This is a genomic window from Paenibacillus sp. FSL K6-1217 (genome assembly GCF_045040735.1).
Taxonomy (GTDB): domain Bacteria; phylum Bacillota; class Bacilli; order Paenibacillales; family Paenibacillaceae; genus Paenibacillus_AQ.
The window spans coordinates 3,013,705-3,031,915 of record NZ_CP150271.1; the positions used below are offsets into that span (position 1 = coordinate 3,013,705).

The 18,211-nt window shown below is 54.6% G+C and carries 12 protein-coding genes; 4 read left to right on the forward strand and 8 right to left on the reverse strand.

Annotated elements, in window-relative coordinates:
• Positions 1–278 precede the first annotated feature (278 nt).
• Both MHH28_RS13325 and MHH28_RS13330 read left to right on the forward strand, forming a co-directional pair.
• Positions 279–3,977 carry a glycoside hydrolase family 9 protein gene (locus tag MHH28_RS13325; protein ID WP_405115623.1) on the forward strand — a complete coding sequence of 1,233 codons (3,699 nt, stop codon included), beginning with the start codon at positions 279–281 and terminating at the stop codon, positions 3,975–3,977.
• A 368-nt stretch (positions 3,978–4,345) separates the two neighbouring features.
• Positions 4,346–5,272: an ankyrin repeat domain-containing protein gene (locus tag MHH28_RS13330; protein ID WP_405115625.1), complete on the forward strand. Its 927-nt coding sequence runs from the start codon at positions 4,346–4,348 to the stop codon at positions 5,270–5,272.
• A 374-nt stretch (positions 5,273–5,646) separates the two neighbouring features.
• Here MHH28_RS13330 and MHH28_RS13335 read toward each other — a convergent pair whose 3' ends face one another.
• The 6 genes from MHH28_RS13335 to MHH28_RS13360 form a co-directional block, all read right to left on the reverse strand.
• Positions 5,647–7,767 (reverse strand): serine hydrolase, encoded by a 2,121-nt coding sequence (locus tag MHH28_RS13335; protein WP_405115627.1) that lies wholly within the window; start codon positions 7,765–7,767, stop codon positions 5,647–5,649.
• A gap of 70 nt (positions 7,768–7,837) precedes the next feature.
• Positions 7,838–9,220 carry a sigma-54 interaction domain-containing protein gene (locus MHH28_RS13340; protein ID WP_405115629.1) on the reverse strand — a complete coding sequence of 461 codons (1,383 nt, stop codon included), beginning with the start codon at positions 9,218–9,220 and terminating at the stop codon, positions 7,838–7,840.
• Between the two features lie 110 nt (positions 9,221–9,330).
• Complete coding sequence (locus MHH28_RS13345) at positions 9,331–10,284, reverse strand: DUF561 domain-containing protein (protein WP_405115631.1); 954 nt, start codon at positions 10,282–10,284, stop codon at positions 9,331–9,333.
• Between the two features lie 54 nt (positions 10,285–10,338).
• The gene (locus tag MHH28_RS13350; RefSeq protein WP_405115633.1) at positions 10,339–11,577 is read right to left on the reverse strand and encodes an OFA family MFS transporter; all 1,239 of its coding nucleotides are present in this window, start codon (positions 11,575–11,577) and stop codon (positions 10,339–10,341) included.
• 48 nt (positions 11,578–11,625) lie between these two features.
• Positions 11,626–13,215: an acyl CoA:acetate/3-ketoacid CoA transferase gene (locus MHH28_RS13355; protein WP_405115635.1), complete on the reverse strand. Its 1,590-nt coding sequence runs from the start codon at positions 13,213–13,215 to the stop codon at positions 11,626–11,628.
• Between the two features lie 175 nt (positions 13,216–13,390).
• Positions 13,391–13,558, reverse strand: coding sequence for a hypothetical protein (locus MHH28_RS13360; RefSeq protein WP_405115637.1), 168 nt, complete (start codon positions 13,556–13,558; stop codon positions 13,391–13,393).
• Positions 13,559–13,886: 328 nt separating this feature from the next.
• Between MHH28_RS13360 and MHH28_RS13365 the strand changes: the two genes are divergently transcribed.
• Positions 13,887–15,515 carry a xylulokinase gene (locus MHH28_RS13365; protein ID WP_405115639.1) on the forward strand — a complete coding sequence of 543 codons (1,629 nt, stop codon included), beginning with the start codon at positions 13,887–13,889 and terminating at the stop codon, positions 15,513–15,515.
• Positions 15,512–16,081, forward strand: a complete 570-nt coding sequence (locus MHH28_RS13370; protein ID WP_405115640.1) for a hypothetical protein — start codon at positions 15,512–15,514, stop codon at positions 16,079–16,081. Before MHH28_RS13365 ends, MHH28_RS13370 begins: the two co-directional genes overlap by 4 nt.
• A gap of 401 nt (positions 16,082–16,482) precedes the next feature.
• On the opposite strand, the gene MHH28_RS13375 is transcribed toward MHH28_RS13370, so the two are convergent.
• Together MHH28_RS13375 and MHH28_RS13380 are read right to left on the reverse strand one after the other, a co-directional pair.
• Positions 16,483–17,289 carry a Nif3-like dinuclear metal center hexameric protein gene (locus MHH28_RS13375; protein ID WP_405115642.1) on the reverse strand — a complete coding sequence of 269 codons (807 nt, stop codon included), beginning with the start codon at positions 17,287–17,289 and terminating at the stop codon, positions 16,483–16,485.
• A gap of 18 nt (positions 17,290–17,307) precedes the next feature.
• A complete protein-coding gene (locus tag MHH28_RS13380; RefSeq protein ID WP_405115645.1) occupies positions 17,308–18,201 on the reverse strand; it encodes a carbohydrate ABC transporter permease in 894 nt (297 codons plus the stop codon).
• Between the last annotated feature and the right edge of the window lie 10 nt (positions 18,202–18,211).

Genomic DNA, 18,211 nt, shown 5'->3' on the forward strand with positions numbered 1-18,211 from the left:
TTCAAGGACAGCAGACGGGTACAGCCCTAGTATAGATCACATATTTCCGGCTATTCATCATCGATTAGTGATGGTAACTCTTTTATGCTTCTTTTGCAAGCGTTTTCATATAAAAAAGAGAGGAGCGCCGGGTTAACGATATTCTATCATGAGGAGGTTTTACGATGTTCACCAGAAGCCCATTCTTCGCGTGGCTAAGTGGAAACGGCTTTGCCGTCCTTTCAAGAGGCGGTATGGTTTCAACGGGAATTAGAAGGCTAAGTTATCGTGTGAAGCCTATGTTTAGAAAAGGTTGTGCTGTAAGCCTCAGCCTGTTGTTAATTCTATGTACGGTTGCTCTGGCTCCCCGGCCTGCCGCTGCTGCGGTTCCCCCCTTGCCCGGCCCTGCACACCCGCTCCTGTACGATAATTTCGCCGGTGGCGGACTCTTCAAGCAGAACTGGACGAACTGGTTCAACCAGAGCGGCGGCAGCGGGACCTTCGCCAAGACCACCCAAGGCACACACACCATCGGCAAATTCACCCAGACCCCAGCCTCTTCCTCTTCCTGGGCCAAATTTCAGCCGATGAACGAGACCTTCGACCTCTCCGGCTACCGTTATATGAAGCTGTCTCTGAACAATGGAGGGTATGCCCAGTCTCTTATCCGCGTAGTCATCAGCGATGGCGCCACCAACTACAATCTGACCGGAGGGTATGTGCCCGCCACGGCTGCCTGGACCGATCTGCAATTCGATCTGGACGCCCTCTCGCCGAAGCTTCAGAAGAAGAAGGTCAAGCTGGAGCTCTGGCTGAGACAAGGCGGGGGAGCTTACGGAGAAATGCTGGTCGATGATATTGTGTTCACTACAGCCTCCGGCGGGAGCGCTCCGCAATTAAGTCCGGCAGGAATGACCGCCAATACGGATGGCAGCTACAATCAGAATACGGACTTCACCTTTGAAGCCGTCTATACCGATGCCGATAACGAAGCTCCCTTCGCCGTTCAGGTCATTATCGATGATACTGCCTATGCTCTGCGCGAATCGGACCCGGCCGATGTAACCTATACGGACGGCAAAAAATACAGCTTCTTGACGAAGCTCCCGGCAGGCGCACACCCCTACTATTTCCGCACCACCGATACGACTTCCGATGAAGTCGCCACCAGTGTTCAGACGCTGAACGTTGTCCAGGCCTCCTCAGTGATTGATATCGCCGTGAGCCAGGCCGGGTACAGCGCAGATGATGTGAAGAACGCCAAATTCATCTCGGACACCACGGTCACAGATGCCACTTATGAAATCCTCGATGGAGCTAACGTTGTGTATTCCGGCACCATGACCTATGAAGGCCTGCACTGGAACAAGCATGTCTACTCTATCGGCTTCACCCCGCTTACGGATACCGGGAACAACTATAGAGTACGGAGTAACCAGGTGTATTCTTATCCTTTTGAGATCGCTCCGAACCTGTGGGATCAGTACAAGGATGAGATGACGGCCTTCTACCGCCTTCTGCGCGCATCCGTAGCGACCAGCGATGCTTATCCTGCGGGGTACAGCAGTGTTGCTCCTTCCGCCAAGCTCTACCATGGTGCAGGCCATCTGGATGATGCCCAATCTGCGGACGGCCTGACCCATTATGATCTGACCGGAAGCTGGTATGACGCCGGAGATTACGGGAAATACGGCGGCAACCAATGGGTCGGCGCGGAGATCGCTCTGGCTTATATCCGTTATGCTGACCATGACAGCGTGAAGTACGACAACGACAACAATGGGGTCCCGGATCTGGTCGATGAGGCGGTCTTCGGCAGTGAGTACCTCATCAAGTTCGCGGACCAGCTCGGCGGGGCGATGTACAATCTCAGGAACAATGCCTCATTCGTCCATCCTGAGAAATCCACCGATAATGTCTCCGGCACAGCCGATGACCGCAAGCTGACGGACCTGAGTGTCGGCGGCTCGGCCAAGTCCGCAGGCACACTTGCCGCCACTGCACGGGCGATCCGCACAGCAATTGACGAAGGGGATATCGCGTCCGCTCAGATAGCGGCGCTGACTAATTTCGCCAATCAATGTGAGAGCGCGGCGGTCACCTTTTACGAATATGTGGTTGCCCATCCCGACGGTCCGATCGGCTCTTATTCCACCCGGGGCGGCATCCCCAATTCCAAGCTGCTGGCGGATGTGGAGCTCTATCTGCTGACCGGCGAACCCAAGTACAAGAATGCAGCCGCAGCCACAATTAACACCTTGACCTTGGGCGACATCTCCTCCACGAACTACTGGGATATGAGCCCGATGTCGATGGCTGAATTCTATCCGGTTGCCGATGCTGCCACGCAGTCCCATATTCATAGCCTGCTGAAGGGGCAAGCGGATTACTTCCTCTCCATGGCCGATGATACCCCGTATGGGGTGCTGAACCAGTTCAAGAATTTCGGGGTGAACGAGCCGCATGCCTCTTATCTGGGCGATCTGCTGCGGTACTATGAATTATTCGGTGATCCGGCAGCACTGCAAGGGGTACTGAAAGGGATGTACTGGGTGTTCGGAGAGAATCCGTGGAATATCAGCTGGGTCTCCGGCATCGGCACCCGTCATGTGATGTTCCCGCATACCCGCTATAATGAGGAATCCAATACGCCGGGAGATACCGGGATTATCCTTCCGGGAGCCATGGTCAGCGGACCCAATATGAAGGACCCCAAGAATAAGAGCAGTGTAAGTCCGTGGTATGAGGACCGTTCTCTCTACTTGGATGATACGAATCAATGGCGGTACAACGAGTTCAGTATTAGCATTCAAGCCGGGCTGCTCTACACCGTTATGGGCTTGAGCGCTACTCCTGGAAGAGGTGCGGATGTTGCAGAGGTGCCGCCTGCCTTGCCGGTCCTCTCACCTGTGATTGGGGAATGGGTGCGGGGCAATGTTACGGTGTTCGCGCGTGCGGGCGAGGATCTGAGTCAGGTTGAATATGCGGCAACCGGCTTGCCCTATCAGCCGATGACGGTCTCCGGTAACGTGTATTCCACGGTGAGCGGGGCCGTCTACGCTGCGGTCATTGATGAGAGCCAATCCTTGCCTTATACGAACCGGAGAGTGGATGTCCGCGCCAAAGCTCCTTTCGGCGGTTACACCTACAGCTCCACACATTACACCGTGGCCCCACCGTTGCCGGACCCTTTCACTCCGCTGATCTATGATGATTTCGGAGGCGGCGGCTTCTGGGGCGGTTCTGCGGCCAATACTACCTGGGTCAACTGGTATAACCAGAATGGCGGCACAGGGACATTCACCAAAGTAACCGCAGACGGGCGTACCGCTGGACAGTTCGCCCAGACACCGGCGAATGTGAACTCTGCGGCGAAGTTCCAGCCGTGGAATGATGTGGTCGATCTCAGCGGCTATCAATATCTGAATATTACGCTGAAGAATCCTGCCTCTCCTGACCTAAGAACACGGATTGAGCTGAGTGACGGCAAACGAACCTACAATCTGACCGGAGGCTGGGCCCAGGTTCCCTCTGACTGGAGCGACCTGCAATTCGATCTGAATGCCCTAACCCCGGCTATTGATAAAAAGGCAGTGAAGATGTCCATCTGGCTGAAACAGAATACCGTCACTCCAGGCCAAATGCTGGTTGACGAGATTAAGGCGACCAATAAAGTCAGCGGAAGTGCGCCCACCCTGACCGCAGGCGGCGTAAATCACACTACCGGCACCACGCAGACGGAGTATACCTTCTCTGTCACTTATACGGATGCTGACAATCAGGCTCCGTTCGCCATGGAGCTGATTCTGGACGGTGTCGTCCGCACCATGCAGCCCGCCAATCCAAGTGACAATAATTATGTGGACGGCCGAATCTATCAATATACCTCCAAGCTGCCCCCGGGCCAGCATTCCTACTCCTTCCACACCACCGACACCTTCACCGATGCGGTAAGCACCGGAGTGGTGAGTGGTCCTGGGGTAAGTGAAGGGCCGTAAGATAAGTGAGGGACAATGTAGAGGACAATAAGACTAGTGCAGGACAATAAGAAGAGCCATAAGAGCAGTGTACAAGATTAGTGTAGAGCTATAAGGTTAGTGAAGAGCCATACGATTTGTGTAGGGCAACCCGATTTGTGTAGGGCAACCCGATTTGTGTAGAGCCATATGCATGCTCCGCTCCTCCGAGGAAGGGAGGCTGCGAAGCTGCGAGTTTGAAGGCGAAATTTAGAAAGGGTATACTACTGTCATGTACAGCGGTGCAGTCTGACAGCACAGTTACCAGGGTGCATCGCTGTAACATCGCGGCTGTCACAGCTACAACCCGCAAATTGTTGGCAAGATGACGGGGGCTGGGGTGATAGCGGATGAACGGAGGGAGATCTACGATGGGTGATGAAGATATCATGTGGCTGACTGTTGACGATCCGCTGGCGAAGTCTGTGGTACAGGCAATTCGTAACGGCGATGTGCCGGGATTGACACAATTGCTGGCTAGTAACCCGGGGCTGGCTACAGCCCGGATTGTTGGAACTGAAGAGGGGCGTGCAAGTAACGAAGGCAATGGGGAGACTGGCGATGCTGAAACTAGCAGCGTGAACAGTGCCCATGCTAATAGCGAAGACCCTGGGGCAAACGGCTTGAACTCTGGCGGCGGCACTAATCGCGGGCTGTCACGCACGCTGCTGCATATAGCCACCGATTGGCCGGGGCATTATCCCAACAATGCAGCGGTGGTCACCGCGCTGATTGAAGCCGGGGCCGAGGTGAATGCGCAGTTCAGCGGGCCGCACAGCGAGACGCCGCTGCATTGGGCAGCAAGCTGTGACGATGTCGAGGTGCTGGACCTGCTGCTCGATGCCGGTGCCGACATCGAAGCGTCGGGCGCAGTCATCGCTGGCGGGACCCCGCTGGACGACGCCGTAGCATTCGCTCAGTGGCAGGCGGCGCAGCGGCTGGTGGAGCGCGGTGCGCCGCCTGCGCTATGGCACGCGGCGGCGCTCGGTCTGCTTGATGCGATGGAGGCACACTTCACCGGACATCCGCTCCCGCGCCGCTACCCTTGGGGCGCAAGCTCCGCTTCAGCAGCACCAGACGAGGTTAACGTCGCGTTCTGGTGCGCCTGCCACGGCGGACAGCGTGCTGCCGCCGAATTCCTGCTCGCCCAAGGAGCCGAGCTGAGCTGGCCTTCCCCATGGGACGGCCTCACTCCCCTTGACGTGGCGAAGCGTAGCCATGCCACTGAACTGGCAGCATGGCTTGAGAGCCTGGGTGCCCAGTCCGCCCATCTGTAAGTGGTGCGGGTGCATCAATGCTCCACATTCCGCCGGATGGATTACATTCGGCGGGTTCAAGGGCACTTATGCACCTCATTCCCGCCCCACGCTCACTTTTGGCTAATCCAGGTGTACTTATGCACCTCATTCCCGCCCTGTGCCCACTTTTGGCTAATTCAGGTGTACTTATGCACCTCATTCCCGCCCCATGCCCACTTTAGCCAAATTCAGGTGCACTTCTGCACCTCATTCCCGCCCCACGCCCACTTCCCGCAATGTCGGGAGCGGCGAAACGAAAGCCACAACGAAACAGGACCGGCCCAAGGCCGGTCCTGTCATTGTTTATCCCGGAAGCTGCCCATCGGGACAGCCTTCCTCCAACCACCTTTAGCTTACTTCCCACCGTCCCCAGCCTGCGCCGACAGCTTGGCGACGATCTGGTTAAGCGGGTTGGTGAAAAGCGCATACAGGATGGCTGCATTCTCCTTCTTGCTCAGTGCGGATCTGGACTTGTAGTCCACCGCGCCCTTGGCGTCCGGCTTGAAGTCCGGTCCGTACAGGCCCAAGGCCACGGACATCTTCACTGCCGGAACGGCCCATTTGTCCGTAGTGCCGGACAGCTTCACCTTCTGGAACAGTTTATCCGGATACTGGGCACTGAGCAATCTCCAGACCATAACCGCCGCCTCCTGGCGGGAGATCACCCGGTCCGGCTGGAATTCTCCGCTTGCCGTTCCTTTAATCATTCCAATCTCCACAGCCTGCTGGATATAAGCAGCATCGGGATGGCCCTGCAGATCCGGGAACGCCATCTTCCCGGTAGTGCTGCCCTTAAGTCCGCTGCTCTGCAGCATCAGCCGTACATACTCGGCGCGCGTAATGCCCGCCTCGGGCTGGAAGCTCAGCGCGGCATCATTCGGCAGATAGCCGAGGGACTGGAGCATCTGAACCGGAGCTGCATAAGGATGGCTCGCGGGAACATCAGCATAACCAACGCCCTCCGGGCCCTTCTGGCTATAGCTGAACGGATTGAGGTAAGGCTCCTTCAGGTACGCACTTTGTCCGTCCGCTTTCATGGCGAAGCCGGTAAATTTGCCGGTCAGCTCATCCTTGAACAGATTATCGTCTACCTGAATCAGCTTGCGGGACCCGAGCAAAGCATCATTAATCATTAGCGCACCATTCTGCACAGAGACTGTGGACACCAGACTCTTGAGACGCAGATCCGCATAATAGCCGGTGAATGCCTTCAGCGCTTCAGCACTCATCGGCTTGAAGGTGTCCAGCTTAACAGGTGCAGCATATTGCGGGAAGAAGGTCTGAAGGAAGGCCGGATAGAACAGCTCCCGCAGGGTACTCGTCTGATTATAGGCAATGAACACCCCGGTCTTCTGCTCGGGAATAAGGAACATATACGAACTGAAGCCGATTAAATCACCAGCCTTGGTGATAATCTTGGAGCTGCTGCCGGACCCGGGGAGCTGGAACGGCGCTTCAAAGCCGTAGGTGGTATTCGGCAGCAAGGGATGGATCGCGGAACGGTATTCCTCCATAGATTGTACGGTGTCCGCCTTAAGAATGTGGTTATTGCCAGCTTCTCCCCCGTTCAGAAAAGCCGTCATGAACCTCCCCACATCATCGCCAGTGGACAGCATGCCGCCATGAGGCATAACGGTTGGCGTAACTGTGTACAGATCAACCTCTTTGCCTGCGGGGTCATAGGCAGTAGCCAGATTGTCCTTCAGCTTGCCTTCCAGCAGGAAGCCGCTTGAATCCATCTTCAGCGGAGCGAAGACATGCTTCTCCATATATTCCTCGTAAGGCATGCCGCTGGCCTTCTCCACTACCAGACCGAGCAGCAGCGAAGCGAAATTGTCATACATGTAGGAAGTGCCCGGCTCACGCACCACCGGCGGCATATGCTTCACCACATAATCCTCAATCGATACCTTGGTGGTGAAATCCTGGTTGATATCCTCCGGCAGCGGGTCCTGGATACGGAAACCGGTCGTGTGGGTCAACAGATTCTCAATAGTAACCGGAACACCGAAGGGATTATCGAAGGCCATCTTGCCGGTATACGTTTGAAAATCCGCCTTCAGATCAAGCTTCCCCTGCTCCACGAGCTGCATAGCGGCAGTGGCGGTGAAGGTTTTGGAGACGGAGGCCATACGGAAGACGGTCTTGTCAGGATCTACCTTGCTTTTGGCAGCCTTGTCAGCATATCCAAAGCCTTCTTCAACGATAGTCTTTCCGTCCTTCACCACCACCACAACCGCACCGGCAAGCTGTGCTTTCACTTCATCCGAGCTGAAGAATTGCTTGAGGAAGGCCCCGGCATTCTCGGCGGTCAGCGGCTTGCCCGTTGTAGCGGCGGCGGCCGGAGCGGCCGACGAAGCAGGGGGAACGGCGGCGGCATGGACAGCCGGGGCCGTCAGTGACAGCACGAGGGTGGCAGCAAGCACGGTCCTCGTCCAAAAGGCAGAGCGGTGGCGCAACATTGACAATTTCATTCACTTCACTCCATTTCCATAGGTTAATAGGCATAGTAGATAATACGCCTTAACCTGGAAATAGGTTCACTTAATTCCGGAGTACCTCTTCCATCTTCTTCAGCTTTCTGTAAATCACCGACCGGTCCACACTTAACTGTCTGGCAGCTTCTGTACCGTTTCCGTGACAGTCTTTCAGCACTTTTTTGATATAATGCCCTTCGGCTACGGCAGTGAAATCCTTCAGGGTGGAGAGCTGCTGCTTATTCTTCTCAATAAAATGATCAAGGGAGAACCAGTCGTAGGCAGGCTCCTCTTCCTGCGGACTCAGGGCTACATGCTCGGTAACGACCAGTCTCTCGATGTAATTCCTTAATTCTCGCACATTCCCGTGCCAGGGCTGGTTCAGCATCTTATCGAACTCTTCGGCGCTCAGCACATATTTCTTCCCGTACATCTCATTGAAGCTGGCGATGAAGCTGGAGATCAGCCCCACCAGGTCGAGCTTCCGGTTACGCAGCGGCGGAATATGAATCGGGATGACATTGATCCGGTAATACAGATCCTCGCGGAACAGCCCCTTCTTGACCAGACTCCACAGGTCCCGATTGGTAGCTGCGATCACGCGGCAATGGACCGGAATATTCGCAATACCGCCAACGCGTCTCACTTCATTATTCTCCAGCACCCGCAGCAGCTTGGCCTGCATCTCCATCGGCAGGTCTGCGATTTCATCGAGGAACAGCACCCCGCCATTCGCAATTTCGATCATGCCGGCCTTAACCTCCGTCTGCCCCTCAAGAACGCCCTTCTCGTACCCGAACAATTCGTATTCAAAAAGTGCCGGAGCAATCGCAGCGCAATTAATCGGAATGAACGGCCCCTTCCACTTCTCGCTCTTCAGATGAATATACTTGGCGATCACCTCTTTGCCCGTCCCGGATTCGCCATAGATCAGCACCTTGCTGTCGTACGAAGCAATCTGGTCGCACACCTTGAGAATCTGCTTCATCGCCAGACTCTCGGCCACGATTCCCTTCTTCTTCTCTGCCGCCACACCGCCTAACTGCTTATGGATCTGCTGGGCGACAGGCACATTTGCTTCATAATAATTCTGCTCCTGGCTGAATTCGTTGGAGGTGGTAACGACCAGCTGGACCTCCCCGTCCTTATCCAGAATCGGAATCGCCGACGAGAAGACATGGAAGCCTCTGGAGGTATTGACGGTCCTTGAGACCTTCTGCTTCGTCGCAATCGCCTCCATCGTAATGGAATGAGTGTAGTAGCCAGCTTTCACCAGATCCTGGACGTTCGCCTTGAGCAGCTCCTCCAGATGAATCCCGATGGTCAGGGCGGTGAATTCATTGGAAATCAGGATATTCCCGCTCGGATCGGTCACAAATAACGTGGAAGGATACTCTTCCACAAATTCGTCGATGGAGGGTTTATCTGTATTTTTGTTTTTTTTGCTCATATTCATCAGTCCCAACCCATGATATTAACGCTTACATTCCAGTTAGGCAAAAAGCCAAACAGCATCATTATTAAATGATACCATTTGGCTAATGGTTAGCAAAATCTTAATCAGGCATGAACCACGGATTGAAAAGATACTCTGCCCATCTTCTCCATCACTTCCTGCGCCTCTGCGAACATCGTGGTGATCATCTCTTCCACGGTGGTAATCTTGTTGACCATCCCGCAGATCTGCCCGGCCATTACGGAGCCGGTATCGGTATCTCCTTCAAATACAGCTCGGCGCAGCGAGCCCAGGCTTAAGCTCTCCAGCTCTTCGCGCGAAGCCTTCTCATTCTCCATTCGGAGGAATTCGGCAATCATACTGTTCTTGATGCTTCTTACCGGTCCTCCAAGGCTGCGGCCGGTTACGGTGGTGCTGGTATCATCGGCGTTAATGACCGCCAGCTTGAAGTTCTCATGTGTCGGGCATTCCACGGTCGCCAGGAACCGGGTTCCAACCTGAACACCCTGGGCTCCGAGTGCAAAAGCAGCGGCAATCCCGCGTCCGTCGGCAATCCCGCCTGCCCCGATCACCGGAATCGATACCGCGCTGGCGACTTGCGGCAGCAGGGCCATCGTCGTAGTTTCACCCACATGTCCGCCTGCTTCGGTGCCCTCGGCCACAATCGCGTCCACACCGAGCGCTTCCATCTTCTTGGCGATTTTGACAGAAGGCACGACCGGAATAACGATAATGCCATGTTCCTTCAGAATCGGCATATATGGAGCAGGTGTACCTGCACCTGTAGTTACGATCTTCACGCCTTCTTCGATGATAACCTGGATCAGTTCAGGAATGTTGTTCATCATCAGCATCAGGTTGACGGCAAACGGCTTGTCAGTGCTTGCTTTGGCCTTGCGGATCTCGTCACGGAGACGGTCGGCGGTGAAGCCGCCGGAACCGATGATGCCCAGCCCGCCTGCGTTGGATACAGCGCCTACCAGCGGAGACACGGCAATCTGAGCCATACCGCCCTGGAAAATCGGATATTTAATTCCTAACAGTTGTGTAATCGACATTATAATTACCTCCATATATTAATTAATGTTGTTTATTTGAACTTCCAGACTTCCTTAAGCCGCCTTAGCCACTTCCGGCTCGGGCTTCTGCTTGTTCTCCATCGCTTTGTAGACGAAGGTTAAGGCGAAGCCGACCAGGGAGATGACCAGCGCGATGTAAAAGGCATTCGTGAAGTTGCCGTCATTGGCTGCTGCCACACTGCCGGCTATTCTCGGTCCGAAGAACGCGGCTCCCGAGTATCCGATGAAGGTGACACCGTAGTTCACACCGTAATATTTCATTCCGAATTTCTCACCGACAATGGATGGGAATATTCCCATCGTTCCGCCGAAGCATAAGCCGATCCCGGCAATGGCGACGGCAAATCCGGCTACGGAAGACGTTAGAGCAATCGTAAGCATCATCGCCGAAATGACCAGATAGATCATCAGCAGGCAGTTCACGCGGCCGATTCTATCGGACACCGCACCCCAGAACACACGGCCGAGACAGTTACTCAGCGAGTACAAGCTTACGTAGAGCGCTGCGGCTGCGGCGGTTAAGCCGAACATCTTTTGACCGATCACAGAAGCATTCGCGGTGACCATCATACCAGACAGGGCACCGATCAGGAACAGGCAGGCAATCACATAGAATAGCGGCTTCTTGATCATTTCATGCCAGGGTACATTCACTCCAGCCTTGGCTGCTCCGGTCACCGGAGGCGTCCAGCCTTCAGGTGTATAACCGGCCGGGGCGGGTTTGACGAGCAGGCCAAGACCCAGAATAATCACCAGGAACACAACACCGAGCGTAATTAAGGCAGATTGTACACCATTACTCGTGATCAAGGCATTGGCGATAGGAGCGATAGCGATGGTGCCGCCGCCGTATCCGGCTGTAACGATCCCCGCTGCCATCCCTCTTTTATCCGGAAACAGCTTCACGCTATTCCCAATTGTCGACGAATACACGATGCCCTGGCCAATCCCGGTAATGACACCATAAGTGATATACAGCATCCAAGGTGCAGTAGCCAGCCCTGAGAGAATGAACCCAATCCCGAACATCGCACCGCCGATGAAGACGGCCTTCTTGGCTCCCCCTTTATCCACCAGCTTACCGCCCAGGATCATCGGAATCGGGGAGATCGCTGCATTAATGGTAAAAGCAATCATAATATCCGGCATACTCACGCTGAAGACCTTCGTTAATGGCAGTGCGAAAATACTAAAAGCATAAATCGCGCCTACACAGATGTTAATAATGGTTGAGGCAATGAGTATCCTCCAGCGGTTCAAATGTACGTTCATGATCTCATCTCTTTTCTGATATGGTTTATGAGTACAGCTTGCTAATGCTTACACTTCCTGCAGCACCCGGTTCTTGTTCTTATCCGCGATCATCGACTTCAGCTTGCCCCAGTTCTCCTGGAACATGGCGGGGTCCATCACCTTCAGGTCCGGTGAGATGACTGGCATGAATTCCATCTGATCCAGAACTTCCGTCTGCAGGTCGATGCCTGGCGCAATTTCGGTTAACGTCATTTTGCCGTTCAGCAGTTCAAAGACGGCCCGTTCCGTAACATACACAACCGGCTGCTCTACCTTAGCGGCATAGGAGCCACTGAAGGTGATCTGCTGTACTTTCTTGATGAATTTCTTGGCTCTGCCCTCTTGAAGGATGTGCAGCTTGCCGTTCTCCACCTTGATCTGCAGTCCGCCCGCTGTAAAAGTACCCGCGAACACCAGCTTCTTGGCCGCCTGCGAGATATTGATGAAGCCGCCGCAGCCTGCGACCCGTGTGCCGAATTTGCTGACATTGACGTTCCCTGATTCATCCGTCTGGGCCAGGCCAAGGACCGACAGGTCAATGCCGCCGCCGTCATAGAAATCGAACTGGGCATCATGATCGACAATCGCCTCGGAGTTGTACGCATGGCCGAAGTCCTTGAGACCTGCGGGAACCCCGCCAATCGAGCCTGCCTCTGTCGTCAGAATCAGTTGGTCGTCCACTCCCTCTTCGGCGGCAATGTTCGCTACATTCACCGGAATGCCGACTCCGAGATTCAGAATGGTATTCGGCTGAAGCTCTACGGCTGTGCGGCGGGAGATGATTTTACGCTCATCCAGCGGCAGGATTTCAATCGAATCGACCGGCACCTTGACATGACCGGAGAAGGCCGGATTATAATGCGTATTCTCGGTCTGGTAATGATTCTCCGGGGTGGACACGACGATGTAATCTACCAGAATACCCGGAACCTTCACATCCTTCGGGTTAAGCGTGCCGTTCTTGGCAACCGTCTCGACCTGAGCGATGACAATGCCGCCGGAGTTGCGGACCGCCTGAGCGATCGGTAGCACCTCCATGTGCAGGCCTTCTTTTTCCAGTGTCAGATTGCCGTTCTCGTCCGCCACGGTTCCGCGGATCAAGCCGACATGTATCGGGAAGGTCTTGTAGAACAGCCACTCTTCGCCTTCCAGCTCAATTACCTTCACAATGTCTTCCTTCGTGGACGGGGACATCTTACCGCCCTCGACACGCGGGTCAACGAAGGTCTCCATCCCCACCTTGGTGATCACACCCGGACGCTTGGCGGCAATCTCGCGGTAGAGCTGAGTAATGACACCCTGCGGCAGATTGTAGGCTTCGCATTTATCCTCTTCGATCAGCTTGGCCATCCCGGGGGAGGCAATGGCGATCCCGCCAATCCAGCGTTTGATGAGACCCTCATGGCCCAGGTGGCTCATGCCCTTATCGCGGCGGTTGCCGACAGCGCTGGCATGCATCACGGTCAGATTCTTCGGTTGTCCGGTCTGCACGAAGCGGTCTTCAATGGCGATCCCCATCTCTTCCGCCCAGCAGGATAATCCGAAGCCGCTGGCTGCTACGGTATCCCCGTCCTTGATGAGTTCCGCTGCTTTGGCGGCTGAAATTACTTTAGTCATTTCATCTGCTCCTCTTTATGTGAATTTTTTCACTACGATTGTTAAAAAAATAAGGGCCTTCTGGGTGTCTCATTCTTGCTGCGCTGTTTGTCTCGTTATTGCTGCTGTGTTGTGTCTCGTTATTGCTGTTGTGTGAGTTTCAATTGATTGTGAAATATTTCGCAATGTCATCGTATTACATAAAAAAGAAACGGTCAATAGGTCGGAAATGGCTTAAAATCAAGGTTTTTTGGTGTGGTAAATTTGCGACTGGCTCCGCTGAACTGCCTGGGCTTGATGCCGTAATGTTCGTTAAAAATTCATAAGCTTGCCCGCTTCTCCCCTGCTTCACACCAAATCCCATGAACCGGAGGCCAGTCATCAGTCGCAAAATATCCACACTATTTCCTTAAGCCCCGCTTGGGAGTTAATCAGCCAACCCGCAGGCCGCTATCACCAAGCTGCAAAATGTGCAAACCCGTGAAGAACAATGCGTAAAGCTAGGAATCGGGCAGAAAAAAATTTTAATATATTTCTCAGCACCCGGAATTCGCAGATTTGCAACAGTAAAACGAAGGCAAACGGGCCTATTCGAGGCGGCATTCTCTGGGCAGGACTGGAAGAGTTGTATGATTTCAGCCTCCTATGCTATATTCGGTTCAACTACATATTAAGAGAGAGGGTGCGCTGTCATGGGGAATGCTGCGATGAAGGAAGCGGTTGAACGGGGAGAGACCTCGCTGGGCATCGAGCTGGGGTCCACCCGGATCAAAGCGGTGCTGATCAACCGGCATTTCGAAGTTATCGCCTCCGGCACCTATGAATGGGAGAATCAATTGATCGGGGGATACTGGACTTACGATCTTAAGAAAATGATTCAGGGCGTGCAGGCCGCCTACCGGCAGGTGAAGCTGGAGGTTCAGGAGCGTTATGCTGTAACGCTGCAAACCATAGGCTCCATCGGCTGCTCGGCCATGATGCAGGGGTATATTGCACTGGACCAGGACGGCGAACTCCTGGTTCCCTTCCGTACCTGGCGCAATGCCACAACGGCTGAAGCCGCCGCAGAGCTGACTAACGCCTTTCAGTTCAAAATTCCTGAACGCTGGAGCATCGCCCACTTGTATCAGGCGATTCTGAACAATGAGGCGCATGTGGGCAGCATCCGGTATATGACTACCTTGTCCGGCTATGTTCACTGGCTGCTGACCGGGAATAAGGCGCTGGGCATTGGCGATGCCTCCGGGATGTTCCCTGTGGATGAAACGGCGAAGCAGTACAATGAGGATATGGTGCAGCAATTTGACAGTTTGCTTGCCGATAGAGGTTACCCTTGGACCCTTCAAGAGATTCTGCCCCAGGTGTACACTGCCGGGGAACACGCAGGTAATCTCCATGAGGCGGGTGCCCGGCTGTTGGACCCGTCAGGGAGCTTACAGGCAGGCATCCCCTTGTGTCCTCCCGAAGGCGATGCCGGGACCGGCATGGTAGCTACGGACAGTGTCAGGAAACGCACCGGGAATCTTTCTGTGGGGACCTCAATTTTTGCCATGTTCGTACTGGAAAAGAATGTTTCCGCCATCTACCCCGAGATCGACATCGTGGCTACGCCGGAAGGCAGCCCTGTCGCAATGGTTCTGGCGAACAACTGCTCCAGCGACCTGAACGCCTGGGTCGGCTTGTTCCGTGAATTCTATGAGACCATGGGGCGGACGCCAGACATGGACCAGTTATTCAGTGTCCTGCTGAACCAGGCCCTGGAAGCGGATGCGGATGGCGGCGGCTTGCTGAGCTACGGCTACTATTCCGGCGAGAACATCACCGGTATTACCGAAGGGCGTCCGCTGTTCGTCCGTTCTCCGCAGAGCCGCTTCAATCTGGCTAATTTCATGCGGGTCCATCTGTATAGCGCCTTTGCTGCGCTGCGGCTAGGGATGGATATCCTCACACAGCAGGAGCGGGTAGCGATTCAACGGATTACGGCGCATGGCGGATTGTTCCGCACCCCGCAGGTCGGCCAACGGATCTGTGCCGCTGCACTGAACGTTCCCGTATCGGTCATGTCTACAGCCGGGGAAGGCGGCGCCTGGGGGATCGCGATTCTGGCCTCTTATATGCTGCATAAGGAGCCTAATGAGAGCCTGGCGGATTACCTGAGCGCCAAGGTATTCCGTAATGCTGAAGGACAAGTGGTATCACCTGACCCTGGAGATGTGGACGGCTTTGCCCTCTATATGGAGCGTTACACCGGAGGGCTGCCCATTGAGCAGGCGGCGGTAGATCATTTGCTGGACAACCGGAAGAGAGGAGAATCTCTATGATGAAGAATAAACCGCTGTTTGCTGGATTGCTGTCACTCCTGCTGCTGGTAGCCTCCGCCCCTTCGGCTTATGCTGAAGCGCCGGATGCCAAAGCACTGCTCAAGCAGAAGTTCCCGGAAGAAACGGTAAGGTTGCTGAAGACCGCAGACCTGAATAACGATCAGAAGAAGGAGAGCTTCCTGCTCACCGGGTCGGGCAATTTGTATCTGGTGAACTCCAAGGGTGTAGTTGTGCTGATTGATAAGCAGATTGTGGAGTACGAAGAGGATGAAGCGGATATGCAGATCTTTGCCGTCTCTCCTACGGAGAAGCAACTGGCGGTTACCGTAGATTATCTGCCCTCGAACACCCAAGTCTCGGTCTACCGCCTGGACTATGGCACTCTGACCAAGAAGCTTCAGTTCATGGGCGATCAGGGAGCCGAGATCGATAAGAAGGGGCGCCTGCACCAATACTGGAAGGACTTCAAAGACGAGGGCGGCGGCTGGGACCTGGCAGAGGGGATCTTCACCTGGGACGCCAAGGCGGGCAAGTACAGAGCTACGGGCAATTACGTCTTGCAGTAGTATAAAAAGCAGCCATCCTCCCGGTAGCGGGGGATGGCTGCTTTTGGTTTATGCCGGGCTTGCGGCATATCCGGGCTGGGGGGGGCCAAGGCCCAGCATCATTTGCCTTTGACCCTGCGGAACCTGCCCAGCGGACTGAGGGGCCCTTATTCAGCGCAAAATCCGCTTTTTGCGCAAGTAACGGACTTCAGGGCCCTTATTGGTGGGAATTCCACCGATTGAAGTCAATCAATGGATGTATAAGTGCATCTCAGTCCGGCGGACAGCGTAAAGTAGGCTTTTATTGCGAAATAACGGCCCTCCAGTCCGTCCGCCAGTTACCGACCCCAGAGGGTGGGATGATGGAGGTATGTTGGCGGAACAACGGCCCATTCACTCAGACTCTTCATCCGACCGGTGCCTTACAAATACACAAACGGCTCCTTCGCATCCACGAACGTCACCGGAAGTCCGTCCACCAGCGGGGCCAGCCACTCCGCCATATACTTCATGCCCCACTCCTCGGAGCGTTCGTGACCGATCACGATCATCGCCTTGTTCATGCCCAGCATGGCAGCGTCATTGATGTAAGCACATAAGGTCCACTCCGTAATGTCGCCGCAGACCATCACATCCAGGTTCTTCTCCTGCATCAGCTCCATCGGCATCTGCTCCCGGCCAAGGCCCAGACTGCCGCCGCCGACAAGGATGCCGATACGGGAGCAGGCCGCTTCCGGGTTGCCGACAATCTGAATCACCTTCATGCCGAGCCGCTGCTTCAGGAAGCCCGCCAGCTCGCCCACGGTAGTCTCCTCGATGAGATATCCCCAGGCGTCCTTGTCGTCCAGCTTCTTATCCGTCCAATCCAGCTCCTTCAGCAGTCCGTCATAGATTCTGTCCGTATCTGCCAGATGCATATGGTCGTGGAAGCGCCAGATCGTAATGCCATGCTCCTCAAGCAGCCGCTTCTTCGCCAGATACACCGGGTCCTGCTGCAGCCAGTCCAGCGTATCATTGCCGGTATAGTAGGTAGGCTCATGGGTGATAATCAGGTTGGCCCCAGCCGCAATAGCTGCCTTAATCACCTCCACTGTCGCCATGAATGTAGTTACAATGCCTGTGACCTCCATGTCTTCACTGCCGCTCGCCAGCACATCACAGGTCTGCTCCAGCCTGCGTCCCCCGCAGCAATCGAGCAGAATCCGGTCAATCACCTCTTGCACTTTCATACGCCCATCTCCTTTTCGTTAACCTTTGACAGCACCGATCACCACGCCACGGGTCAAATATTTCTGCATGAACGGCAGGACGAACAGCACCGGCACGATGCCCAGCACCGCCATCGCCATCCGCACCGCTGTACTTGGCAGCGATACCGTGTCGGCTCCGAGTACACTCCCGGCCTGGCCGGAATTGAGGAACTGGATGTTGCTCATGAGCTGCATCAGCAGATTTTGAATCCCGTACAATTGCGGCTTCGATACAAAATATAACGCATTAATCCAGTCATTCCAATAGGCCAGGCCCATGAACATCCCGACCGTTGCCATGACCGGCATGGACAGCGGCAGCATGATACGGAAGAAGGTGCGCAGCTCCGAAGCTCCGTCGATCTGGGCCGCTTCGATGATCTCCAGCGGGACATTATTCTTGAAGTAGTTACGGACCAGCAGGACGTTGAACCCGTTCGCCAGCAGATTGGGCAGGATCAGCGCGAGCAGCGTATTTTTGATATGGAAATACTGGGTCCACATGATGTACGAAGGCACAATCCCCCCGCTGAACAGCATGGTGAAAAACACGACAAAAGCCAGCGTATTATGATATTTGAAATCAGACCGCGACATCGGATAGGCCAGCATGCTTGTTATAAGCAGTCCAATGGCCGTTCCCAGGATCGTCACCAGAAAGGAGACCCCATAGGCTCTGATAAAAATATACGCGGAGGACTTAATATATCGGTACGCTTCAAGACTGGTGTGCTCAGGGAAAAAGCTGTACCCGTTGCGGATCAGGGCTGTCTCCTCCGTGAACGAAGCAATCACAATCAGCAGGAAGGGTACAAAAGCAACAACCGTCAGCAGGATCATCACGACCGCAGAAAACACAGTAAACGTCCGTTCTCCCCTTGTTTGGATCATATGAATTTCC